Annotated in this window: 18 protein-coding genes, 1 tRNA gene and 1 pseudogene; 12 read left to right on the top strand and 8 right to left on the bottom strand. The window is 63.4% G+C overall.

The window, feature by feature from the left end:
* The first annotated feature begins 82 nt into the window (after positions 1-82).
* Both AC3A43_RS18660 and AC3A43_RS18655 read left to right on the top strand, forming a co-directional pair.
* Positions 83-156: transfer RNA gene (locus AC3A43_RS18660), tRNA-Gln, on the top strand.
* Between the two features lie 361 nt (positions 157-517).
* A pseudogene (locus AC3A43_RS18655) lies at positions 518-1,342 on the top strand (DUF932 domain-containing protein); the annotation flags it as partial.
* Here the strand turns inward: AC3A43_RS18655 and AC3A43_RS18650 are convergent.
* The 3 genes from AC3A43_RS18650 to AC3A43_RS18640 all read right to left on the bottom strand — a co-directional run bounded on the left by AC3A43_RS18650 (position 1,318) and on the right by AC3A43_RS18640 (position 5,724).
* Complete coding sequence (locus AC3A43_RS18650; protein ID WP_487794060.1) at positions 1,318-1,911, bottom strand: CC0125/CC1285 family lipoprotein; 594 nt, start codon at positions 1,909-1,911, stop codon at positions 1,318-1,320. The pseudogene AC3A43_RS18655 and the gene AC3A43_RS18650 sit on opposite strands and share 25 nt — an antisense overlap.
* A gap of 12 nt (positions 1,912-1,923) precedes the next feature.
* Positions 1,924-3,192, bottom strand: a complete 1,269-nt coding sequence (locus AC3A43_RS18645; protein WP_487794059.1) for a hypothetical protein — start codon at positions 3,190-3,192, stop codon at positions 1,924-1,926.
* Between the two features lie 96 nt (positions 3,193-3,288).
* Positions 3,289-5,724 carry an outer membrane beta-barrel protein gene (locus AC3A43_RS18640; protein WP_487794058.1) on the bottom strand — a complete coding sequence of 812 codons (2,436 nt, stop codon included), beginning with the start codon at positions 5,722-5,724 and terminating at the stop codon, positions 3,289-3,291.
* A 433-nt stretch (positions 5,725-6,157) separates the two neighbouring features.
* Here AC3A43_RS18640 and AC3A43_RS18635 point away from each other — a divergent pair, with 433 nt between their 5' ends.
* The 3 genes from AC3A43_RS18635 to AC3A43_RS18625 all read left to right on the top strand — a co-directional run bounded on the left by AC3A43_RS18635 (position 6,158) and on the right by AC3A43_RS18625 (position 8,026).
* Positions 6,158-6,529, top strand: coding sequence for a hypothetical protein (locus AC3A43_RS18635; protein ID WP_487794057.1), 372 nt, complete (start codon positions 6,158-6,160; stop codon positions 6,527-6,529).
* 104 nt (positions 6,530-6,633) lie between these two features.
* On the top strand, positions 6,634-7,320 hold the full coding sequence (locus AC3A43_RS18630) for a helix-turn-helix domain-containing protein (protein ID WP_487794056.1): 687 nt from the start codon (positions 6,634-6,636) through the stop codon (positions 7,318-7,320).
* A 46-nt stretch (positions 7,321-7,366) separates the two neighbouring features.
* The gene (locus AC3A43_RS18625) at positions 7,367-8,026 is read left to right on the top strand and encodes a class I SAM-dependent methyltransferase (protein ID WP_487794055.1); all 660 of its coding nucleotides are present in this window, start codon (positions 7,367-7,369) and stop codon (positions 8,024-8,026) included.
* 218 nt (positions 8,027-8,244) lie between these two features.
* On the opposite strand, the gene AC3A43_RS18620 is transcribed toward AC3A43_RS18625, so the two are convergent.
* Positions 8,245-8,694: a hypothetical protein gene (locus AC3A43_RS18620; RefSeq protein WP_487794054.1), complete on the bottom strand. Its 450-nt coding sequence runs from the start codon at positions 8,692-8,694 to the stop codon at positions 8,245-8,247.
* Between the two features lie 499 nt (positions 8,695-9,193).
* Here AC3A43_RS18620 and AC3A43_RS18615 point away from each other — a divergent pair, with 499 nt between their 5' ends.
* Positions 9,194-10,507 carry an acetamidase/formamidase family protein gene (locus AC3A43_RS18615; RefSeq protein WP_487794053.1) on the top strand — a complete coding sequence of 438 codons (1,314 nt, stop codon included), beginning with the start codon at positions 9,194-9,196 and terminating at the stop codon, positions 10,505-10,507.
* A gap of 55 nt (positions 10,508-10,562) precedes the next feature.
* Here AC3A43_RS18615 and AC3A43_RS18610 read toward each other — a convergent pair whose 3' ends face one another.
* On the bottom strand, positions 10,563-12,038 hold the full coding sequence (locus AC3A43_RS18610) for a flavin-containing monooxygenase (protein ID WP_487794052.1): 1,476 nt from the start codon (positions 12,036-12,038) through the stop codon (positions 10,563-10,565).
* Between the two features lie 272 nt (positions 12,039-12,310).
* Between AC3A43_RS18610 and AC3A43_RS18605 the strand changes: the two genes are divergently transcribed.
* The 4 genes from AC3A43_RS18605 (at position 12,311) to AC3A43_RS18590 (ending at position 17,663) form a co-directional block, all read left to right on the top strand.
* A complete protein-coding gene (locus AC3A43_RS18605; protein WP_487794051.1) occupies positions 12,311-14,731 on the top strand; it encodes a TonB-dependent receptor in 2,421 nt (806 codons plus the stop codon).
* Positions 14,719-15,537, top strand: a complete 819-nt coding sequence (locus tag AC3A43_RS18600; protein ID WP_487794050.1) for an SDR family oxidoreductase — start codon at positions 14,719-14,721, stop codon at positions 15,535-15,537. The genes AC3A43_RS18605 and AC3A43_RS18600 overlap by 13 nt, the downstream gene beginning before the upstream one ends.
* 201 nt (positions 15,538-15,738) lie before the next feature.
* The gene (locus tag AC3A43_RS18595; protein WP_487794049.1) at positions 15,739-16,695 is read left to right on the top strand and encodes an AraC family transcriptional regulator; all 957 of its coding nucleotides are present in this window, start codon (positions 15,739-15,741) and stop codon (positions 16,693-16,695) included.
* A gap of 44 nt (positions 16,696-16,739) precedes the next feature.
* Positions 16,740-17,663, top strand: a complete 924-nt coding sequence (locus AC3A43_RS18590; RefSeq protein ID WP_487794048.1) for a LysR family transcriptional regulator — start codon at positions 16,740-16,742, stop codon at positions 17,661-17,663.
* Here the strand turns inward: AC3A43_RS18590 and AC3A43_RS18585 are convergent.
* Genes AC3A43_RS18585 through AC3A43_RS18575 form a run of 3 tightly spaced genes read right to left on the bottom strand, consistent with a single transcriptional unit; the run spans position 17,656 to position 20,476 of the window.
* Positions 17,656-18,891 (bottom strand): NAD(P)/FAD-dependent oxidoreductase, encoded by a 1,236-nt coding sequence (locus tag AC3A43_RS18585; RefSeq protein ID WP_487794047.1) that lies wholly within the window; start codon positions 18,889-18,891, stop codon positions 17,656-17,658. The genes AC3A43_RS18590 and AC3A43_RS18585 overlap by 8 nt on opposite strands.
* A gap of 23 nt (positions 18,892-18,914) precedes the next feature.
* Positions 18,915-20,111, bottom strand: coding sequence for an SRPBCC family protein (locus tag AC3A43_RS18580; protein ID WP_487794046.1), 1,197 nt, complete (start codon positions 20,109-20,111; stop codon positions 18,915-18,917).
* Entirely contained in the window at positions 20,108-20,476 is a 369-nt protein-coding gene (locus tag AC3A43_RS18575; protein WP_487794045.1) for a hypothetical protein, read from the bottom strand. The genes AC3A43_RS18580 and AC3A43_RS18575 overlap by 4 nt, the downstream gene beginning before the upstream one ends.
* Before the next feature lie 271 nt (positions 20,477-20,747).
* On the opposite strand from AC3A43_RS18575, the gene AC3A43_RS18570 reads away from it, so the two are divergent.
* Both AC3A43_RS18570 and AC3A43_RS18565 read left to right on the top strand, forming a co-directional pair.
* On the top strand, positions 20,748-21,527 hold the full coding sequence (locus AC3A43_RS18570; protein ID WP_487794044.1) for an aspartate/glutamate racemase family protein: 780 nt from the start codon (positions 20,748-20,750) through the stop codon (positions 21,525-21,527).
* Entirely contained in the window at positions 21,524-22,555 is a 1,032-nt protein-coding gene (locus AC3A43_RS18565; RefSeq protein ID WP_487794043.1) for an AraC family transcriptional regulator, read from the top strand. The genes AC3A43_RS18570 and AC3A43_RS18565 overlap by 4 nt, the downstream gene beginning before the upstream one ends.
* Positions 22,556-22,557: the final 2 nt, after the last annotated feature.

The following is a 22,557-nucleotide window of genomic DNA, read 5'->3' as shown; positions in this document are numbered from 1 at the left end:
GCGTCAGGGCAAGCGGACTTGTTCGAGCCGTCGCGGCGGTCTTGACAGCGCGCCCGTGCAATCATATTGCGCCCGCCTCTGCTGCCCTGTCGTCTAATGGTAAGACTGCGGTTTCTGATACCGCCTATCGAGGTTCGAATCCTCGCGGGGCATCCAGATTTTCTAGCTAAAGCATTGATTTAGCTGGCTTATCCTGGAAGCGGACGAGCCTCCTCCCTCATTTCCTCCCTCAGTCAGCTTCGCCAGCGATGGCGAAGAATAGCGGCTTATGGGTCAGAAACTGACGCTTCTCAGCAGATATTCCGAATGAGCTAGGCTTTTCCGACCGACTGGTAGGGCATCCGATGGCGTGGGGATAATAGCGCCCGTTTCCGCACGCGGGCGCCTTTACCAGGCCCGCGCCACCCCCGCAGGCGCGGGCTTGAGCCGCAAACGTTGAGAGTGAGAAAAATTCAGGAGGCCCGTGACGGGCGGGGGCTTGGAGAGAGGCTCCGGGCGCTCGTCACGGAGACTTGCCATGACCCTTCCTATCCCAGCCGCGACCCCCGACCCATCACAGGGCTACAAGGTCGATATCTCGCGTGGCCGGCGCATCGGCCGCGTATCATCGGAATGGTTCTTGCGTCCGGACGATGAGCGATACCTTTCGCTGAGCGAGCTTTATGAGGCGGTTCGGGCGCGTGCCGAGGTCGCGACCGCCCGCACGGTTGAAACCCGCGCGATCCGGGTCGAGGCCGCCAGCGATAATCCGGAACGGCTCACCCTCCTCCTCCCCGATTGCCGAGATCCGGTGGCGCCAACCCACTGGTCCTTTGGTCAGCTTTGCAGCTTGGTGGGGGCGCCATCCGGCTATTTGCGCCAGCTGCCTGCGGCCCTGGCGGGGATCAACATGCAACATGGGCTCATCGCGCACCGCGGCGAACTGGTAAAAACCCTCGAAACGGGCGATGGCCGCACCGAGCTGCGGGCCGTCACGGGTCCGGATTACGGTCGCATCTGGGACCATGAGCTCGTGTCCGCGGCGATGAAAATCGCGGGTAACGGTACGGGGGACTCGCGCTGGAAAGTCCCTGGCACGCTTGACTGGTCATCAATGCAGCACAATCCCTTCGTCGAGGTGACGAAGGATAATACGACGCTTTATGCAAGTGATCGCGACGTCTTTCTCTTCCTCGTCGATGATGCGAACCCAATCGAGGCGGGGCGGCTACCGAACGGCGATCCCGACCTCTTCTTTCGCGGCTTCTATCAGGACGCCATCAATTTGCGATCCGTGATAACTGCTCCCCATCAATGTCGGAAAGAGAGGATCGGCAATCAGGCTTTGGGGCGTTCGACTTTCGGCCCCAGCTTTGCCACCACGTCGCGGGCATCGAAAGATTTGCCATTTCCGTCGAGCTTCGGTCCCCGGTGCATCACGATCTCTGCAGTCGCCTCAAATTGTTCGACCGTCCGGACATCGATATGGCTCGTCCAGAAGGGATCGCCTCCATAGGGATGCCAGGAGCGCCAGCCATAGGGCCGACCATAATATCGCCATTCCGGCTGCCAATATGTGTAGGCGGAGCCATACCAGGGCCGATAGAGCGGATCGGGTTCGACGCGGCGCTCGACGCGATGCTCGGTTTCGCGCTGGACGATCGAAAACCAGTCATACCCTTGGGCGAGCGTGAGGTCAGCTGACCGGTAGAGCAGGTATCCCTCCACCGTGTCGCGCGAGGTCAGGTTATTGCCCTCGAAGGTGACGCGGTACCGATCGGACGCCAGCTGGACCTCCGAATATCCGCCCTTCACCTTGTTGGACGCCGAAGCTGGCTGGTAGGGTGTGCCCGTGGCGGCACACCCGCCCAGCGCGAAGGCCAGCCCCGCCAATGTGGGAAGGACCAGTTTCAAAAAACCGTTGTTGGCCATCGCTTTGTCCTCTCAGTTCTGGGGGGCCGGCAAGTCCGCCGGCACTTCATATTCGTGGATATAGTTGATGATCGCCCGGGCATCGTCGACCGCGGTCGCAAAAGCACTGAAGGTGCCGGTGCCGCTGTAATCCGCGCTCCCGAAAACGGTCGCGTATATGTTCACCTCGGTCGGCATGTAGCTGCCGTCGGGCTGTTTGATCAGCACGGTTGCGGTGACATCGCCATAGGTGTCCGAGCGATCGTAATTATAGCTGCTGTAATCGACATCGGACCAGGTCACGTTGCCTGCGGTCTGCGTCTCGATGCCGAGGATGGCGTTCATGTAGGCGACCGCATCGGGTGCCAGCGTCGAGAATTTGTCGGCGGCGCCGGCCATCAAACTTGTGGCGGTGACCATGTCTTGGGTCGTCAGCACGCCATCGACCAGATGGTCGAACTCGGTCCCGGGCAGATCGGTCACCCCCGGGATGGTGCCACTCGTCATCAGCGCGACATAGAGCGCGAGATTTTCGAGCGGAGCGTCGATCGTCTTGGTGCCTTCGGGGCTGGTGACGACCAGCCGGCCCGATGCGTCGGTGGTGATCGCGGTCGCGCTGTTGAGCAAGGCGACGACCTCGGCGGCGCGATTGTCGAGAACCTGGTCGGGTGCGCGGCCGACGTTTAGCCGCCCCATTTCGACTTCGATCGCCAGCGACGGATCAATCGGCGCGCCTTCTGCATCCAGCGGAATCAGGTTGCCGTTGACGTCGATCGGCTGCACGAACCCGGCCGCATTGAGGACTGGCACGCCGTTCGCATCGCGCAAGATGACATACATGTCGCCATAAAGGTCGCCGCGCGCGCTGCCGGCGTCGCCGGGCTTCTCGCCGCGGTCATTCTTTCCACCGCCGCCGCCCGCCCAGGCCGGACGATCCGAATCCTCCTCTTCTTCGCCGTGCGGCTCGCCGCTCGACCCTTTACTGCCCTGACCGGCAGTGGAAGGCCGGCCCGAGCCCTGTTCTGCATCGGCAACGTCGCGAAAAATATCCTCCATGCTGCGATGCCCGCGCGCGTCGGACGCTTCGCCGGGTGCGCGCGTTTTGCCGCCACGCTGTCCAGAACTCCCATGATCCGTCTGGTCGCTTTCCTGATGATCGCTGCCGCCTTCATGGCTGCCATGCTCCTGAGCCATCGCCGGGACCGGTGCTATCGCAAGCGCCATGCCCGCGCCGCCGACCAGCAGTGCCGCGCTTGCTGCGGCCGTCCGAAAACTCTTCAAGAGACGTGTGCGAACATTCATTTCAGTTTCCTTTTGCGCTTGGATTTTCGTGTCTTCAGACCATTGGGGCAGGGCGCCGAACCGGCCAATGCGTGTTCTCCCCGTCCGCGATTCTACCTAGAGCCGCCACGAGAGTCCGACGCGGAACAGCGCCTCGGAATGGTCGAAATGGTCCGTGTTGCGGCCATATTCGACGTCGTATGATGCATAGTCGGTGATCGTGTAATCGAGCCGCAGGCGTGCCCGGGGGCCAAGCCCGATCTCGATGCCGCCGCCGTAACGCAGGCCAGTTCGCGTATCGAGCGAGCGGACCGCAAGCCCGCTGGTCGCATAATCGATGTCGAAGCGGGTGCGCACGACGCCCACCCGGGCGTATATCAATGCCGCATCGCCAATCAGCAGCCCGGCGCGCGCCGTACCGCCGAAGGAATAGTCATGCTCGGCCGAATAGGTCCGGCCATTCGCTTCGCGGTCGATATTCCAGTTTATGGCCGAGATGTCCGCTTCGGCCTCGAGCCCGAGATAGCCGCGACCGATCACGGTCCCATAGCCACCATAAAGTCCCAGCAGGCCGCCCCGGCTGGCGCGGGTGACATCGAGTTCGGTTCCGCCGCTGCGGACGCCCTGGTTGGCGGTGACGAGCGCGCCGTGCCCGATCTGAACGCCAAGATAAGGGCCATCGAAGCGCAAAGGTTGCAGCTCCTCGGTTGCTGCCGCGACCCGCCCGAAGCGTATCCCGCCGCCGACACGAAACTGCGTTTCGTTTGGCGAGAAATTGTCGAAATTGCCGCCGCCGCTCGGCACGTCGAAATCCTCGTGCGAAGCGACGAGATATTCGGCGCGCACGAAGCCACGCCGTCCCGCGCGTGCTTCGACGCCGAAGCCAGCGGAGAAACCGGTTTGACGCGCGGCCTGCGAATAAGCGCTGGCGCCATGCGTATAGTCGGTCCCGAACCGGGTCGAGGTGATGCCGAAGCGCGTGTAGATGAGGTCGCTATGGGGCGTTACCCAGCCGGCGCGCGCGGATAGGCCGACCGCATTGTCCTTGCTCATCGAGAAGACACGGTCGGCGCTATGCTGCCAGTCGGGTCCGGCCAGCGCCGCTTCGGCTTCGATGCCCAGATAGAGTCGGCCCGCGAGAATGCCGTACCCCGCCACCGCAACGACGCCGCCGCCCATGTCGCCGAAATCCGCGGTGTTGCTCCCGGGCCCCCGAGGTCCGTCGACGCCGGTTATCAGGGTGGCATGGCTGGCGAGCAGGCCGACATAGGCGCCGCCGGGTGCCGCATCCCCCCATGCAATACTCCGGGCATCACCGGAATAGTGGGGACGCAGCTCAACGCCCAGACTGACCCGGAAGCGGTTCTGGTCGTAATCGAACCCCGCGGCGTTCGAGCTGCGTTCGGCATGGCTGTAATCGACACCAAGATAGATATGCCGGCTCAGCCATTGGCGGACCCACAGGTCACCGCCGATGACAAATTCGTTTCGATCGGCGCCGACATAATCATAATGGGCGCCCGAAAGGCCGATGCCTGCCGTAAGTCGCGGGCCGACATCGGCGCGCAGCGCCAGCCGGCCCGCTGTCGTAATGTAACCGGAGGCGCCGGGGAGCGTCGTTTCCTCGATGCTGCGATCGAGCCGGAACGAACCGCCAAGACCTTTGTCGCCCGTCCAGTCGACAACCGCCCCGATGTCCCAGCTATTGATATCGGGGAGCCGGGGATCTTGATAATCGCGCCGCACCCAGCCCGCGAACAATTCGGCGCTCCACGCATCGCTCAATTTTCTCCGGACACCGGCCGCAATGTTGAGACCTTCCGAGTTACGGCGATAACCCGAATCGTCGGTTTGCAGGTCATAATCGCGCCAGTCGAAAGCCCCCTGCAGGAAGAGCTCGGTTCCGGACGTCAGCCGAACTGCGCCGCGCCCGCCGATTTCGCCCTGGAGCCGATCGCGGTCGTCGTTGTTGATTGTGACGCCAGCGCCGGGAACATCGTCGAAATCATGGCGCGTTACCGTGCCTGCGAGCCGCCCGGTGAAATTTCCGCTCGAACCGATAAGCCCCAGATAGCCAAAGCCGCGCTGATAGCGGGTGGGTTCGATCCCGCTGACCGCATCGGGCGACGCGCGGCTTTCATGATCCCACCGCCACTCCGCACCGGCAGTGAGCGACACTGTTTTCGACAGCGCGGCGCGGGCATCGCCGGCCAGCGACCAGTCCTCATAATCCTCGCTCGACAGGTCGGCGTACCGCGCGATTTCGCCCGCACCACGAACCGTTAGTGTCGTGTCGCCGGAGCCCAGCCTCAATTTCAGGCTCGGCCGCACGATCAGATAGAAATCGTCCTGCTCGCGATTGCGCGTGACATAAATATTATCGTCATAGCCGGCCGCAACCTCGAGTCCGGCATCGAGCCGGCTGCTGTCCGGCGCGGTCGCGACAGCGCCTGGTGATGCCCGGTCGGGCGGGGCGTTTTGCGCAAGCGCGGGCACCGTCAGCCAGCTGGCCGTTGTCAGAATCAATATCTTGAAACCATTGGAAATATGCATTGGCGCCCCGCTTGAAAAATCATCCTGAGCACTGCGCCTATGCGGTTGCTGCGACCCCGGCTTTACGTATTGATCCTGATGGAGCCCCTTCTGGCAGGCGAATGAACGCGGGCTGTTCGTGGAGCCAGCCGAAGTGATATGGGGCCAATCACGGTGCTTTGTCGGGAATCCCGAGCAACGTCGAAGGAAACGTCAGGCCATGGATGCCGAAACAAGTTCAAGGTGAAGAGTTAAGAGATGTCCGCAACTCGTCGCTATACGTCGTCTCGTCGCTATACGTCGTCCACGCGCGATCCTGGCGAATGTCGGCTATCTCGGATTGGCGACCAGAAGCTGCGGGTCTGAAATCGGCCAGATCCTGCGGTAGTTAGCCTCGATCCGCATCGGGCAGGGGACGCGTTTTATTTCCAACCAGCTTGAAGGCGCGCGCGCTTTGCTTATCCTGTGGGCGATGAGCCCTGCGGAATATCTCCAAGCGCGGATCCGCGCCGATCTTAAATTGGCAATGGTTGGACGCCGAACTATCGAAGTTCACGCTCTGCGCTCGCTACTCGGAGCGATCGATGACGCTCAGGCGGTACCAGTCGGCGACCGTCACGACAAATATGTCGTTCGGGCCTTCGGGGATGCCGGGGTCGAAGTGCCACGCCTCGATCTGAGCGCGGATGCTCTGGAAACGCTTTTACGACGAGAGCAAGCAGAGCGTGCTCAGTTAGCCGGGCAAATGAGTGCATTGGGTCAGGACAACCGCGGACTGGCGCTGAAGGAAGAGGCAACTATCATCGCGCGCTACCTAGCATCGTAGAGGGCTACCTCCCCCGAATGCCCGATTCTTGCGATTTGCGCCTTAAACCGAAACATCCCAAACCGATGATGACGACCGGGAGTGCACAAGGGTAATAGACCGGCATGACAAATCGATCCTGGCGGGGCAAATTACGGATTGAAGGCGAGACTGCCTGGTGGTCGGGCTCCGTTGGCGACACCGTCTCGCATCGGCATTTCGCGGCCCAGGCTGTGTTCTCCGATGTGCCGATCCGCTTGCTCGACGGTGCGGGCGAAGAAATATCGGCAACTTGCCTTCTCATCGAACCTAATGCACCGCATCAGCTTCTGCCGGCTGATGCCGCCGACATCTGCTACGTCGAGCCCACCGGTTCCTTTGGTTTACCGGAACCCCTGCGCGCGCGCATAGAGCGAAGCAGAGCACATATTGTATCAGATGCGAAAACCCGATCTTTCTGGAAGGAGGCGATCGGGAGATCCGCGGGCCGGCGGATCGACGCGCGTGTGTCGCATGCCATTTCGGCGATCGAGCGACTGCTTCCTGACGGCACCGTCCGTCTCGCGGACGTTTGTGTTGATGCCCAGCTCTCGATCGGCCGGTTTCGGCACCTCTTTTCCTCGGAGGTCGGAATGCCTTTCCAGCGATATATATTGTGGTGCCGGCTGCGGACTGCGTTCGATGCACTCATCGCTGGATACAATATCACCCGGTCGGCCCATGCTGCAGGCTTCGCCGATGCCGCCCATTTCGCGCGAACGATCAAGGCGATGTTCGGGATCCGGGCCGGCGATCTGAATCTGAAGGCTTAGCCGCTGCGTTCAAGCGCCGAGCCACCTGCTTGGCTAAGTAACGGACATGACCGATGTAAACCGAGATTTCGTCCCCGCCTTGGGAAAGGCCGGAAATATAGACCGCTATGACGCCGTCGTCGCGTTGATGACGCGCGAGAAGCGTTGGCGGGGTGAGCTCGTCCGGCTCGTCGCGCCGTATGCGGGGGAAACAATCGTCGATATCGGCTGCGGGACTGGCACGCTTGCCATCGCGCTCAAGGCGGCGGCGCCGGACGCTATTATTTTGGGCGTCGATCCCGATTCAGCGGTACTGGCGATTGCTAAAGCCAAGGCTCGCGATGCTGGCGCGACGGTGCAATGGTTCGAAGCGATGGGTGACGCTCTCGATACCGTCGAGCCGTTGCGGGGCTGCGACAAGATCGTCTCAAGCCTCGTTCTCCATCAATGTCCGATGGAGGTGAAGGAAGCGATCGTCCGTCAGATGTGGCGGCTTCTGAAACCCCAGGGCGAATTGTTCATCGCCGACTATGGCGAGCAGCGCACGCTGGTGATGCGCACCCTCTTTCGTCAGGTCCAGATGATCGACGGCTTCGACCTTACTGAACCCAATGCGCGCGGCTGCGTCCCCAAAATCCTCGTCGCTGCGGGATTTCGCCACGTCGAGGAAGTGCGGGTAATCCAGACCCCGACGGGTTCGATCTCGCTTTACCGGGGTCAGCGTTAACTTCGTCTTCTGCGATCATATGCGCGCCACGTCCGGTTTCGCCGCTTTCTTTCTAGAAGCGGACTGACCGCTGACGGCCACACCAGGATTCGGTTGGAATGGCGGTTCGCAAGGTCACGGCCATTGACGGCATGGAGCCTGGATTATGCGAACAAGCCGAGGGACCGGGATATCATCGAGCAATCAAAAATCGCCGGAGCCATTCGGGGGCAGTCGTTTCAAGGCGCCGAATATGGCGTTTCTCCGCCGAGGCTGTCGTTCGTATGACGGATCAACAGATCGCACAGACAGGCAGCATCGGAACAGGCGTCACGCTTTGCGATGAAACCGGCATCGCGCGGGGGATTGCTCTGGTCGACTTCCTGCTTGGTTGCATTCTCGCTCGCATAGACCCAGGCAAGGTCGTCGAGGCGGCCCATGTGCCAGAGTCCGGCAGGATATTCGTCCAACGAGTCGCACATCAGCTGATGTGCTTTCACGGTCGGGTCATCGCAGCTGATATCGGACAGGACGTTCGCATAGGATGGTTCTAGCCTGGCTATCCTCTTTTCGACCGCGGCAAAGTCCACCTTGCAGCTCTGTGCGAACGATATCTGGGGCACCAGCAGCAACGCGATCGTCAGAACCGCGCGGGATGCGGGGCCGGGGCGCCGTGACAATAGGGGCATCGGGTCGTCCTTTGTTTCGTTGAAGCGCATATCGCGGGCTCCGCTTAGCCAGCGATTGCGCATCGTCAATGTGATCGACCGCACACGGATCGAATAATCAATGAATTTCATAGGATAGATACCGATATGCGGCGCCCCTCGCAATTTTGCGCGAGAAAGCGTCGCCATTCGCATCGGCCGTGCCACTTTCATCGTGGCGAGACAAATGGTGGCCCTTGACCAACAGCGTCGTCATGTGAGCGGAGCGGCTCAAACCGGCCAACATTGTCAATGGCAACGCGATTTCGAGAGACGCTATCCCAGGACACCGGAATCGACGACGGTTGCCACCACCCCGCCGCAGCCGACTGCGCCCGTGAATGTCCCTGCAACGCACGCAATCGCACCGCACTGCATTATAATCGGGGACGGGGCGCGCCTGCGTCGGTTTCGACTTCTGCGCGCGTTGCCTTGATCATAGCCTTGCCGGGCATATCGATCCCGCCAAGGACAAACTCTCATGTCAAATGCCCTGCCGACCATCGAAGTTTACGAATATAGCGGAGGCTTGCTGGGACCGAGCATCGCCCCTGCCGGAACCGTCCGCGATGGCGGTACCATTCGCACCGGCACGCCGCCGGGTTGCTGGGGGCCGATGATTACCCCAAAATTCCAGGGCGGGCATGAAGTCACGCGGCCCGTGTTGGTCGAGGGCGCCGAAATCGGCGACGCGATCGCGATCAAGCTCAAGAAGGTCCGGGTCACCTCGCTTGCGACTTCGTCGGGGGTGATGACCTTTGTCGAAGGCCGCTATAGCGGCGACCCCTTCGTCGCCAAACATTGCGATGCGTGCGGAGAAATCAGCCCGCCCAGCCATATCGAGGGCATCGGCGACGATGCCGTGCATTGCGACAGGTGCGGCGCCGAGGTCAGCGCATTCCGCTTTTCCAACGGCTATGTGATCGTCCTCGACCAGGAGAAAGCTGTCTCGCTTACGGTAGGCCAGGAAATTGCCGATCGCATCGCTGCGGATGCCGAGACGATGGCCGCGCTGCCGGGCCAGTCGGCGCAGCATTCGATCCTGTCGCTGGCGCGCGCCGATATCTCGGGCCTCGCCGCGCGGATGCGCCCCTTCATGGGCAATATCGGTACCACGCCGTCGCGCGATCTTCCGGACTCGCACAATGCCGGCGATTTCGGGTCGTTCCTGATCGGCGCGCCGCACAGCTATGCCATGACGCAGGAGGAACTCGACCTCCACAAGACCGACGGCCATATGGACACCAATTCGGTGCGCGAGGGCGCGATCCTGATCTGCCCCGTGAAGGTGCCGGGCGGCGGCATCTACATGGGCGACATGCATGCGCAGCAGGGCAATGGCGAGATCGCCGGCCATGCGACCGACGTCGCCGGCGAGGTCGAACTGGAGGTCGAGGTCATCAAGGGGCTCGCACTCGACGGGCCGATCCTGTTGCAGCGCGCCGACGACTTGCCGCCGCTCGCGCAGCCGCTTTCCCCGGACGAACGGTCGGCGGTCGCCGCCCTCGCCGCACGCTATGGCCAGACTTGGGTCGAGGACAATGCGCCGATCACCTTCATCGGGTCGGGCGTGACGCTCAATGATGCGACCAAAAACGGACTCGACCGTGCCGCCAGGGTGACGGGCCTGCCCTATGACGAAATCCTCAACCGGGCGACGATCGCCGGGTCGATCGAGATCAGCCGCTTGCCAGGGGTCGCACGCGTGACCTTCATGTGCCCGCGCCCCATCCTTGAGCGCCTCGGCCTCGGCCAACTGGTCGAACAACAATATGGCGCATCGGGCGCCGCCTGACTCTCCCATCGGGGCGGCCGTCGGCCGCCCCGCCTTTTAAGGACAGACCGCGGCGTCAGCGCCGCGCGATCAGCTTCGCCGGGAGGGAAGCGAACTGGCGGGCGTCCACCGCCCGCAACCATTGGAGCAGACGGAGCGAGGCCGGCAGGCGGAGGTCGATGTCGGCCAGCAGTTCGTCGATGTGATGCAGCGAGAAGGGTACGATGTTGGTGCCCTTGCAGTGCTTTCCTCCGGTCCGGTCGTGCATCCAGGCGAGCCGCTGGTCGATCGATGCGTTCTGGGCCGCCGCATCGGGCAGGGCGATGCGGCCCGCCATATATTCGACGATCCAGAACGACCCGACTTCGGCGCTGAGCTGGCTGAAGAAGGACGAATTATAGCCATTGAACGCGAGCCGCGGGACCCCGACCGGGAGCGTCGAGCGGTACAGCCGGAAATTGCCCGCCTCGTCGGTGATCCGGCCGAGCTGGGGGCCTGGAAGGAAGGCGGCGCGCTGGTCCCAGCCGGTTCCGCAGACGATGATGTCGGCGGCCAGCGTGCCGCCCCCCTTGAGCTGGATGAGCCCGGGTTCGAGCGCGGCGATTTCATCTTCCCGGACCGATAGCCGGCCTTCGGCAATCTTCTCGTAAAAGCCGTCGCTCACGAGGCTGACCGTACTGCGGGCGATCGTCTCGAGCGGCTTGTCAGGTTCGAGCCCGACGCCGCCGAGCTTCAGCTGGCGCGAGATGATCGCCTGGACGAGATTGAGCATCCCGTTTCGCAGGAAACGCCCCGGCCCGTGCAGGAAGCGCTCGAAGCCGCGCAATTCGATATAGGGGAACAGGGCCTCGCCCATCCGCGTCAGGAACAGATGCTTGAAGTTGACGACATGGCCAATCCGTTTGGGAATCTTCCAGATTAGCTGGCGCGCGAGGAGAGTGGTGTTCGCGGCGACGCCGACGAGCGCATTGGCGACGTCGCACGATGACTTGCCATAGCCGATCACGACGATCTGCTTGCCGCGGGCCAGTTCGGGATCAGTGAACTCGCTGGTGTGGAGGAGCAGGCCGCCGGCTGCCTCGAACGCTTCGGTGCCGGGGTAGGCGGGCACCGTGGGGATCGAGAAAATGCCGTTGCACACGATCAGCCAGTCGAAGGACTGGCAGGTTGCCGGACCATCGCTCGCTCCGCCCGCGGGTCGCGTCGCGATCGTCCATCCGGGCGCGCCTGCGCGCGGGGTGGCCTCGACGATCTCGGTACTCAATGACAGGTGCGGCGTGACGCCGAAATGGTTGGCATAGGACTGGAGATAGGCCTGGACCTGTTGGCCGCTGGGCCATTCGGGATAATCGTCCGGCATCGGAAAATCGGAAAAGGCATAGGTGTCGCGCGGGTTCTGCGTCCCGAGGCCGGGATAGCGCCGCGACGCGGCCCAGACCCCGCCGACCTCGGGCTCCTTCTCGAACACCCGGACATCATAGCCGAGCGCGATCATCAGTTTTGCCGTGCACAGGCCGGCGATGCCGGCGCCCACGATCGCTACGCTCTCCACGGCCTCTTCCCTTCCAAATGGATCTCGGAAAGGGGTTTGGAAATCATCGCCGCGCCGGCCTATGCCGGAAATGCTGGCGCTGTTCCCTAATCGCAACATTCTGAACTGTCGCCGCCCGGTGCCCCGGTTGGCCCGCTATCGCTGCCGCCAGAAATCCGCACTGCCCGCATATTTGATGCATTTCGCGAATATCGCGAAGGGCAGGGGCGAGGGAGTGTCCGCTTCGAACCGCCGCCGCAAAGGCGGGGTGACGACAGGCCAAGGGGATAATCATGACACGCATTCGCTCTTTCTGCCGGCTTGGTGCCGCGGTGCCGGCCCTGCTTTCCACCGCCATGCTGACGGCACCCGCCGCGGCGCAGGAGGATGCGCCCGCAGTCCAGAAGGACGGCAGCGGGGACGGATCGCGTGCGGATGCGATGGCCGGCGATATCGTGGTGACGGCGCGCAAGCGCGAAGAGCGCGCGCAGGATATCCCGATCGCCATTTCGGCCTTCAGCGGGGAATCGATCGAGGCGCGCGGCATCGACAAGATCGATGGCGTCGCGACCTTCACCCCCAATATGACCTTCCAGAACAACCCGAGCTTCGGCGGCGCGGGCTCGTCGGCGGCCATCTATATCCGCGGCATCGGGCAGAAGGAGTTTCTTCCGACCACCGAGCCCGGCGTCGGGGTCTATGTCGACGGCGTCTATGTCGCGCGCTCGGTGGGGGCGCTGCTCGATCTCGTCGATGTCGAACGCGTAGAAATCCTGCGCGGTCCGCAGGGAACATTATTCGGTCGCAACACCATCGGCGGGGCGCTGAGCATCACGACGCGCAAGCCTGGCGATGCGCGTACGATGACGGGGTCGTTGACCGTCGGCGGCGATCGCCGCATCGACGCTAAGGTGTCGGCCAATCTTCCGATCAGCGACACTTTGTTTTCGAAACTGTCGTTCGCGAGCTTCCGCCGCGACGGCTATGTCACCCGCCTCGTTGACGGGCGCGATCTCGGCAATGTGAACACGTTGACCGGCCGGGTTGACCTGCGCTGGGTGCCGAGCGACAATCTTGAGGTCAATCTCTCGGCCGAAGGCACCCGCGACCGGTCGAACGGCCCCGCGCTCGTCCTTACCGGGGCGACCTATCAGTCGGCGGTGTTCAACCCCGACAATCTGCCGATCCTTCCGCCGGGCAGCCAGGCCGCCACGGGCTTCTATGTGCTCAATCCGCCGTTCGACGCCCCGGTCGACAATTTCACTCTGCTCAACAATTATTTCGCGGCCTTCCTGGGCGGGCAACCGTGCATCGGTTTCAATCCCTATAGTCCGCAGGCGAGCGACGCTCCGGCTTGTTTTTCCGATCGCTTCCTGGTCGGCAACAACGCCGACGCCGGAACCGCGCCCCAATATTCGAAGAATGACACCTGGGGCGCGCAGGGGACGATCGACTGGGATCTCGGCAGCGTCCAGCTCAAGTCGATCACCGCCTATCGCAAGATCGACGGTGCCTATGCCCGCGACGGCGACCATAGCTCGCTGACCATCCTCCACCTGCAGGATATGCTGAAGCAGCGCCAGTTCAGCCAGGAGTTCCAGATGCTCGGCGAAGCACTGGACAACCGGCTCAAATATGTCGTCGGACTTTATTATTTCGACGAAAAAGGAAATAATATCAACAATCTGGATTTCACGCCGGTGACCTTCCGCTCGGGGGGACGGTTCCAGACCAAAAGCTATGCCGCCTTCGCGCAGGCGAGCTGGACAATCGTCCCGACCGTCGATCTCACCGCCGGGCTGCGCTACACCGACGACCGCAAATCCTTCCTGCCCGATCAGGAAATCCTCGTCGACAAGACCGGCGGGGCGCTGATCGCCGGCAGCCCCAACACGCCCCGGACGCGGGTTCTGCCCTTCGTGCGGGTGCGCCAGAGCGAGGACGCTTTCACGCCGATGGTCAACCTCGCCTGGCACATCACACCCGACGTGATGGTTTATGGATCCTTCTCGCAGGGGTTCAAGAGCGGCGGTTTCGTCCAGCGGGTGTTCCCGCCGCTCGCTGCAACGCCGCAATTCTCCTCGGAAAAGGCGACCGCCTATGAGCTCGGCTTCAAGTCGGCTCTCTTCGACCGCGCGCTGACGCTGAACGGCGCGCTCTTCTACACCCGCTACGACAATCTGCAGGTGCAGGTCTTCACAGGTATCGCCCCGGTCACCAAAAATGCCGCAGCCGCCGAGATAAAGGGCGCCGAGCTCGAAGCGCGGCTCTCGCCGGGCGGCGGCTGGTTCTTCGAGGGCAGCCTTGGCTATCTCGATCCCGAGTTCACCCGGATCGATCCGTCGGCGACCGAGATCGGCCTCGACTCCCGGTTCGAGCGGATCGCGAAATGGACGCTGAGTGCGTCGCTGTCGAAAAGCGTGAGTCTCGCCGACGGTAGCGCCCTCACCGCGCGTGGCGACTGGTCCTACCGGTCGGGCATGTTCATGGACGCGCTCAATTCGCCCCAGCTTTTCCAGCCGGGCTACAGTCTGTTCAACGCCAATCTGACCTATGATCTTCCAGGCGAGACCCTCAGCCTCATCGCCGGGGTCAGCAATATTGCGAACAGGAAATACAGCATGACCGGTATCTACGGCAGCTCCTTCGGCCTCTACGAGCAAATGTTCGCGCGCGGCCGCGAATGGAGCGTCACCCTGCGGTGGAAGCTGTGACGGGGCGCAGCGACGACGCGCCGCGCGGTTTCGCGGGCCGGACCGCGATCCTCGCGGGCGGCGCAACCCTGATCGGCCGCGCGACCGCGGCCGCGCTGGTCGATGCGGGCGCCAATGTCGTGATTGCCGATATCGACGCCGAAGGCGGCGCGGCGGCGGCGCGGGATCTCGGACCCAACGCCCTGTTCGTCCGCACCGATGTGACCGTCGATGCCGACATCGACGCGTGCATCGACCGCGCGATCGAGGCCTGCGGCGGGGTCGATTTTCTGGTCAACGTCACGACCTCCTATATCGACGACGGCCTGCTGACCACGCGCGCCGACTGGCTGCGGGCGCTCGACATCTCGCTCGTCGGCGCCGCGATCTTCGCCCAGAAGGCGGCGCCGCAGCTGATCGCGCGCCAGGGGGCGATCGTCAATTTCTCAAGCGTCAGCGCGCACCGGGCGCAGGCCGGGCGGTTCGTCTATCCCGCCGCCAAGGCTGCCGTCGCCCAGCTCACCCGCTCGCAGGCGCTCGAATTCGCGCCGCACGGCGTGCGCGTCAACGCGGTGGCGCCCGCATGGACCTGGTCCAATGTCATCGCCTCGCTGAGCGGCGGCGACCGGGCCAAGGCCGATCGCGTCGGCGCCCCCTTCCATATGGCGGGACGGATCGCCGATGCCGAAGAGGTCGCCCGCGCGGTGCTGTTCCTGCTCTCCGATGCCGCCTCCTTCATGACCGGGGCCGAGCTCCCCGTCGACGGCGGCTATCTGGCGCTCGGGCCCGAGCAGGGAAAAGCGGCGATTACAGCGCTCGCCGACTAATCGGCGCGATTGACCTCAAAACGCAGCGCCTGACCCGTGGCGGAAGGAAATGCGGCGGATGCGCGGGACGGTGCTTGACTTGTCCGCATGGCGGATAGAACCTCATCCACTGGCCAGAAATCCAGATGGGAGGAGGCTGTGGCACCGGGCGGGATGATGTTAGCGGATCTTGCGGGACAGGAATCCGCCGGCCGGCATTTGATGGGCAACCATCGCATTTTCGAATCCAACGATCTCGATCAGACGCGTGACCATATCGCGCGCACCTATTGCCCCCACCATCTTTCGATCGGCGAGCGGACCGGCGAGCTGGGCGCGTGGCTCAACCATAAGCGCCTGTCGCAGGTGGGAGTGGGGACCATGTCCTACGGCACCGAAGTCCGGATCTCGGGCGTCGAAGACCAGGACTTCATCCTGCTGATGTTGCCGCTTTGCGGCGCCGCCGACATAGGGCTGCGCCACCAGGCGATTGACAGCCATCCCGGGCGCGCGGTGGTCGCGAGCACGGTCGAACTCGACCGGATGCGCTGGTCCGCCGACTGTTCTCAAATCGTCGTCCAGATCGCGACCGAGGCCATCGACCGGCAGGTGGTGTTGATGACGGGGCGCGGTATCCGCGAGCCGCTGCGTTTTGTCCCCGAAATGGATATCCCGGCCGACCGGCTCTCCTGGTGGAGCTATGTCGCGCTGCTGCTCGACGAGCTGGGCCAGTCAGAGGCGCAGGGTGCCCGCGCGAGCATAGCGCATCTGGAAAGCCTGTTGATTATCAAGCTGCTCGAAAGCCAGCCGAACAATTATAGCGAGCAGCTTCAACCGCTGCAGGCCCGGATTGCGCCGCAGCATGTGCGGCGCGTCGAACGCTTCATTGCCGACCATATCGACCGCCCGATCGCGCTCGATGAGCTGGTGGCGGTGAGCGGAGTCAGCGCGCGCGCGTTGTTTGACGGCTTTCGGCGGTTTCGCGGGCTGTCCCCGATGGCCTATGCGCGCTCCATTCGCCTGGCCCGGGTGCGTCAGGACCTCTTGACCGCAAAGGAGGGCGAGACGGTCACGACGATCGCCTGCCGCTGGGGCTTCTTCCAGTTCGGCCGCTTTGCCGGCCAGTATCGCGCAGCCTTTGGCGAATTGCCCTCCGAAACCCTCCGGTCGCACAGCTAGCGTCCCTTTCACGAAGCATCGGGACGCGGTCCTGTTTTGAGGTCATGATGGAACTTCGGCATCTGCGCTATTTCGTCGCCGTCGCGCAGGAGCGGAACTTCTCGCGCGCCGCGGAGGTGCTGCACATCGCCCAGCCCCCGCTCAGCCGTCAGATCCGGCAATTGGAAGCCGAGATCGGCGCCGAACTGTTCGACCGGACGACGCGGCCGCTCAAACTGACCGAGGCCGGACGTCTGTTCTACCAGCATGCGGTGCAGGCGTTGGCCGGGTTCGACCAGGTGCGCGGGATGATGACGCGCTATTTCGGCGCTGCGACGCGCCACTGCATGATCGGGTTCGTCGGTTCGATCCTGTGCGGCAAGCTGCCGCAGGTTATCCGCGAGTTTCGCGTGCGCATGGGCGACGGAGTCGCCATTTCGCTCCTCGAAATGGGATCGCTCGAACAGGCCGAGGCGCTGCGCGAGGGGCGCATCGATGTCGGCTTTGGCCGCCTCCGGGTCGACGATGAGGGATTGCGGCGTATCGTGCTGACGAAAGAACCGCTCGTCGCCGCGCTTCCCGCCGATCACCGCCTCGCCGCTCAGGGCGCGCCGCTCGGGCTCGATCAGTTGGCGGACGAGCCGATGATCCTCTATCCGCGGCCGGTCCGCCCAAGCTATGCCGACCAGGTGCTGTCGCTCTTCGAGGACCATGGTCTGACGCTGCATCATTGCCAGGAGGTGCGCGAATTGCAGGCGGCGCTCGGCATGGTTGCGGCAGGGGCGGGTCTGTCGGTCGTACCCGCCTCGGCCCAGATCATGGACCGGCCCGACCTCATATTCCGCCCGATCGCGGCGTCGGATGCGATATCCCCGATCATCCTGAGCCACCGGGCCAGCGACGGGTCGTCGGAACTGCAATGCCTCGTCGAAATCAGCCGGGCGATCTACCAGACCGATCTCGACGACGAACCCGTGCCGGTCAGTTGATCAATTGCTTGGCGATCTGGCGGACCGCAACGCCGGTATCTCCCAGAAGCGCCGGATCGACCCGCGCCCGGCCTTGGACCAGTGCCCGTCCACCCATGAAGTCCTTGGGGCAGTTGACGCAGTCCAGCGCGACGACCGCGCCGCTCTGCAGGTAAAAGATCGAGAAGGATCCGCTCTCCATATCGCCGCGCACGACGGTCTCGCAGGCGCCTTGCAGGATGCCCGCCGACTGGATGCGCATATCATATTGGTCGGACCAGAAGGTCGGCAGCGCATCATAGCAGCGCGCGCCGTTCATGATCGCATCGGCCGCGATTTCGGCCGACCCGGTTGCATGTTGGACCGATTCGAGCCGCCACAGGCCGCCGGCGAAATCGTTCGGGTGCCGCGCGCAGTCGCCGATCGCGAAGACCGACGATGCCGAAGCGCGGCCGCATTGGTCGACGATCACGCCGCCGTCGCATGTCAGACCTGCCTCTTCGGCGAGGCCGGTGCGCGCGGCGATCCCGATGCCGGCGATGACGAGGTCGGCTGGCAGCCGTTCGCCTGATTGCAGGACCACGGCTTCGACCCGTCCATTGCCCTCGATCGCGGCGACATGCTGGCCGAGGCGGAAATCGACGCCGTGCCCGCGATGCTTGCTCTCGACGAACCCGGCGAGCGCGGGGCCGGTGACGCGCGCGAGGACCCGGTCCTGCGCTTCGATCACGGTGACCGCATGATCGAGTTCGCGCAGCACCGCGGCGGCCTCCAGCCCCACATAGCCAGCGCCCACGATCACCACCTTCATGCCCGGGCGCAGCGCTGCGCGAATGGCGTCGGCATCGGCAAGCGAACGGACGCCGTGGATGCCGGGAAGGTCGGCGCCGGGACAGGTCAGGGTGCGGACGCTGCCCCCCGTTGCGAGAATGCAATGGCCGAAGCGGACGGTCTCGCCGTTGCTGAGCCCGAGCGAGGAGGCCGCGACGTCGAGGCGATCGGCGGTGACACCGAGCGCGATGTCGATCTTTTGCTCGGCCCAATAGGAGGCGTCGCGCAGCAGCAGCTGCTCGATCCCGATCGATCCCAGCATATAGGATTTGGACAGCGAGGGGCGGTCATAGGGCAACGTCGCTTCCTCGCCGATCAACAGGATCGAACCGGTAAAGCCGCGATTGCGAAGGGTGATTGCGCTGTGGGCGCCGGCATGGCCGGCCCCCACGATTGCAACATCATATTCCAGGGTCATGAGAGGTCCGTCGTTTTCGTCTGTCAGGCGAGGCCGCGGATGCAGCGCTCGACGCCGTTGCCCAGATGCCGGACGAGCAGTTCCTCGTCCTGGAAATGGATGAACTTCTTGGCGCCCGATTTCAGCTGGGCGGCCATCAGTTCGTGGGTGTAGCAATCCTCCATCATCGGATCGCGCAGCCCGATCTTCGAATATTCGGCCGCGAACAGCTGGCCGGCGGTGGTGGCCGGGGGCGAATAGCCCTTGATTTCCCAGATGCTGCGATCGGTCGCGACCGGCCAAATGTTGAAGGTGAAGAAGAGGCCGTCGAGCAGTCCGATAAAGAAATTGGGGAAGATGTGCCAGAAATCGAAGGAGCCGCGGAATTGATAGCCGTCGGCGCCCGTGTCTGCCTTCGACCCGAAGGCCTGCACCGTGCCCGTCCCGAACTGGCTGGCGAGCGCCGCCGTGGGCGGCGGCGTAAAACTGTCCGGCGGCGGTGAGCCGAGGACGCCGTGCAGGCCATGGAGCTCAATTGCGGCGTGGCGATACTGGCGTCCGTCGATCTTGACCGCGCGCGCCAGAGTCTTTTCATGCAGATAGGGAAGGTGCCAGCCTTCGAGCTGCGCTTCCTGCAGCGTCTTCCAGTTCACATTCTCGTCAATCCGGTAGGAAAAGGCGGGAACGAAACCTCCGAAATCGAAGCGCCCGATATGCTCGGAGACGGGCGCGAGATGTTCCGCCAAAGTCTCTTCAGGCTCGGCGGCGAGATTGATGAAGATGAAGCCGTTCCAGACATCGCAATGGATCTTTGCAAGACCGTTTTCGGCGGCGTCGACGCTGGGGAAATTCTCGGCGTCGCTGACATGGACCAGCTTGCCCGTCGTGTCATAGACCCAGCCGTGGAAGCGGCAGGTGAGGAAGCCGCGGCAATGCCCTTTCGCGTCCCAGGCCAGCGGCACGCCGCGGTGCGAGCACATATTGTGGAAGGCGCGAACGACGCCATCCTTGCCGCGCACCACGAGGACGCCGGTGTCGGCGACCTGCAGTTGCACGACGAAATAGTCGCCGTTGCGGGGCGCCTGGAGCTCGTGCCCTATGTTCAGCCATTTGCGGCGGAAGACCGAGCTCTTCTCCTGCTCAAAATAGGCGTCGCTGGTATAGCGTTCGACCGGGATCGGGCCGGTTCCCTCGTCGGGATAGAGCGCGGTGAAGCGCCCTGCCGTGTCGGTCGCGCTCATGTCGCAGCTCCTGCCGTCTGACCGGGATAACCGAGCACCCAGCTGTCGTGGAGCGGGACGAACCGCTCGATGGGAAAGACATATTTGGGTTGGGGCTCGCCATACATCTCGATGGTGATCGCCACCTCGGTAAGCGCGAGGCAAAGATGGAGGAGCGTCTTTTGCTGCTCGTCGAGCGCGGTGAGCGGAAACTGGTCGAGGTAGCTCAGCGCGTCGCCGCACCGCGCCTGCATAATGTCGTAAAAGGCCTGGCTCTCTTCCATCGTGGCCGCCCAGCGCTTCTGGTTGCGCAGGAGTTCGGTCGGCTGCGCCCAGTCGATCCAGGGTTCAAGGTCGGCAAAATCGCCGGGCAACGATGAAGGCATTTCGGTCTCCCAACAAGCTGTCTGCAAGTGTCGCGGGGAAGCGTGCGGCGAGCTAGCCCGTGGCCGCAGCCGCTGCTCCGAAACGGCGGGATTCGCAGTGGCGCCGAGAGGAGGTGCGATCGGGGATTTCCATACTCGGCAGGTATGAAGTGCGAGAGAATCGGTATTTGACTCCGGTCCTCCGGGAGCGTCATCCTTGCGTATCGCTAGGGGTGTGGCGTCTTGCCGGACGGTTTGCGGCACACCCCTGTCATCCCTGCGGAGTATCGTAATGGCCCGACGGATCAAGATGATCATACCTGTACCGGTTCCCCCGGCAGCGCTGGACAGCTTCGCCGCCCAGTTCCCGGCACGCCTGTTACGGTCTGATTTGTCGATCGAATTCTGCTGCGCGGCCCGCGGCGGCAAGGCGCTGGACTCGCTCTACGAAGGCACGATGGCAGACGCCTTCTGCCTCGACGCCGGGCTGCGCGCCGAAGAAGAGGGATTCGACGCCGTCTGCGTCAATTCGATGAGCGACTCGGGCGTCGCGGCGCTCCGGTCGCGGCTCTCCATTCCCGTCCTCGGCACGGCCGCGCCCACCTATCATCTCGCGAGCCAGCTTGGACGCCGTTTTTCGATCATCAGCATGTGGGACCGCTGGAGCTGGCTCTATGACAAGATCCTCGGTGAGACCGGCCTCGGACACCGGCTCGCCTCGGTACGCTCGATCGGCGTCGCGCCAGACACCGCCGAGCTTCTGGCTGGCAAGGAAGACAGTGTCTTTCCGCAGCTTCTCGAAGCGGCGCGCGCCGCGATCGAGGTCGACGGCGCGGACGTGCTGATCCTTGGCTCGACGACCATGCATCAGTCGCACCTGTACCTGCAGGAGCGGCTCGACGTCCCCGTCCTCAATCCGGGCTTGATCGCGTTCAAGACTTGCGAGACCATCCTCGATCTGGGGCTGAGCCACAGCAAGCGGGCCTATCAGTCGCCGCGTGCCTTCAGCGATGCCGTGTTCCGGTTCGAGGAAGCCGCGCCTGCCCCGAGACAGAAGGAGTGCCTGTCATGATGACCCGGAGTCCGTGGCCGATGCCCAGTCAGGATGCGTGGAACGGTACGGCGCTCCCGCTTTCGAGCTGTTCCAAATTGCAGACGAACGATATCGGCGCCGTGCACGAACATATGAGCGCAATGTTTTGCCAGCATGATCTGCACATCGAGGGCGGCGTGCCGCCGATCGCCTTTCGCCACAACCAGGCGCCGCTGCGGTCGCTGACCTTCAACGCGACCGACTATGGCAATCCCTACGGCCGGGTGATCGTTGCGATCCCGCCGATGGAACAGCTCTATCTGGTGCAATTCTCGCTCGCCGGCCGGGCCGAGATCAGTCAGGGCGACGACAGCTTCATCCTCGAGCAGGGCGAAATGTGCGTGCTGGGATCCGATTCACGCATCCGTCAGGTGTTCGACGAGGGCTATAAGCATTTCACGGTCAAGATCCCCAAAAGCGACCTCGAAAATGTCCTTGTGCAGGAACTGGGGTTCCGGCCCGGCGAACTGCATTTTTCACCGCGGCCGGTTCGCCTCGAGGGTGCTGCGGCGTCCTTTGCCCATCTGGTGCGGACAATCTGCGACGACATCGATCTCGGCCTGCCGGGCTACAGTCATCCGCGCACCTGCGGGTCGATCGAGGACAGCCTCAAGACCTTGTTGCTGGCCGCGGTGCCGCACAATCACAGCGAACTGTTCAACGGGTCGGTGTCGGGGCCTGCACCTTATTATGTCCGGCGCGCAGAGGATTATGTCCGCGCCCATTCGGACGAGCCGATCGGCCTCTCCGAACTCATCGAGGTATCGGGCGTCAGCGCCCGTTCGCTCCATGCCGGCTTTCGCCGCTTTCGCGATTCGACCCCAATGGGGTATCTCAAAAACTACCGGCTGGCGCGGGCGCGCACCGCGCTTCAGGCAGGCGCGGCGAGCGGCGTCTCGGTGACCGAGGTCGCGCTCTCCTGCGGCTTTACCCATCTGAGCAAGTTCGCGCGCGATTATTTCGAGCGCTATGGCGAACGGCCATCGGAAACCTTGCGCGCCATGTGACC

This window comes from Sphingopyxis sp. Soil_C_28 (assembly GCF_057657055.1).
The sequence above is the reverse complement of the archived record's forward strand: the minus strand, read 5'-3'. Positions and strand labels throughout refer to the sequence as shown.

Coding starts and splice junctions, on each gene's coding strand:
- AC3A43_RS18650 (WP_487794060.1), bottom strand. CDS start 1,911: ATGGCCAACAACGGTTTTTTGAAACTGGTCCTTCCCACATTGGCGGGG.
- AC3A43_RS18645 (WP_487794059.1), bottom strand. CDS start 3,192: ATGAATGTTCGCACACGTCTCTTGAAGAGTTTTCGGACGGCCGCAGCA.
- AC3A43_RS18640 (WP_487794058.1), bottom strand. CDS start 5,724: ATGCATATTTCCAATGGTTTCAAGATATTGATTCTGACAACGGCCAGC.
- AC3A43_RS18630 (WP_487794056.1), top strand. CDS start 6,634: ATGACAAATCGATCCTGGCGGGGCAAATTACGGATTGAAGGCGAGACT.
- AC3A43_RS18625 (WP_487794055.1), top strand. CDS start 7,367: ATGACCGATGTAAACCGAGATTTCGTCCCCGCCTTGGGAAAGGCCGGA.
- AC3A43_RS18620 (WP_487794054.1), bottom strand. CDS start 8,694: ATGCCCCTATTGTCACGGCGCCCCGGCCCCGCATCCCGCGCGGTTCTG.
- AC3A43_RS18615 (WP_487794053.1), top strand. CDS start 9,194: ATGTCAAATGCCCTGCCGACCATCGAAGTTTACGAATATAGCGGAGGC.
- AC3A43_RS18605 (WP_487794051.1), top strand. CDS start 12,311: ATGACACGCATTCGCTCTTTCTGCCGGCTTGGTGCCGCGGTGCCGGCC.
- AC3A43_RS18595 (WP_487794049.1), top strand. CDS start 15,739: ATGGGCAACCATCGCATTTTCGAATCCAACGATCTCGATCAGACGCGT.
- AC3A43_RS18590 (WP_487794048.1), top strand. CDS start 16,740: ATGATGGAACTTCGGCATCTGCGCTATTTCGTCGCCGTCGCGCAGGAG.
- AC3A43_RS18585 (WP_487794047.1), bottom strand. CDS start 18,891: ATGACCCTGGAATATGATGTTGCAATCGTGGGGGCCGGCCATGCCGGC.
- AC3A43_RS18580 (WP_487794046.1), bottom strand. CDS start 20,111: ATGAGCGCGACCGACACGGCAGGGCGCTTCACCGCGCTCTATCCCGAC.
- AC3A43_RS18575 (WP_487794045.1), bottom strand. CDS start 20,476: ATGCCTTCATCGTTGCCCGGCGATTTTGCCGACCTTGAACCCTGGATC.
- AC3A43_RS18570 (WP_487794044.1), top strand. CDS start 20,748: ATGGCCCGACGGATCAAGATGATCATACCTGTACCGGTTCCCCCGGCA.
- AC3A43_RS18565 (WP_487794043.1), top strand. CDS start 21,524: ATGATGACCCGGAGTCCGTGGCCGATGCCCAGTCAGGATGCGTGGAAC.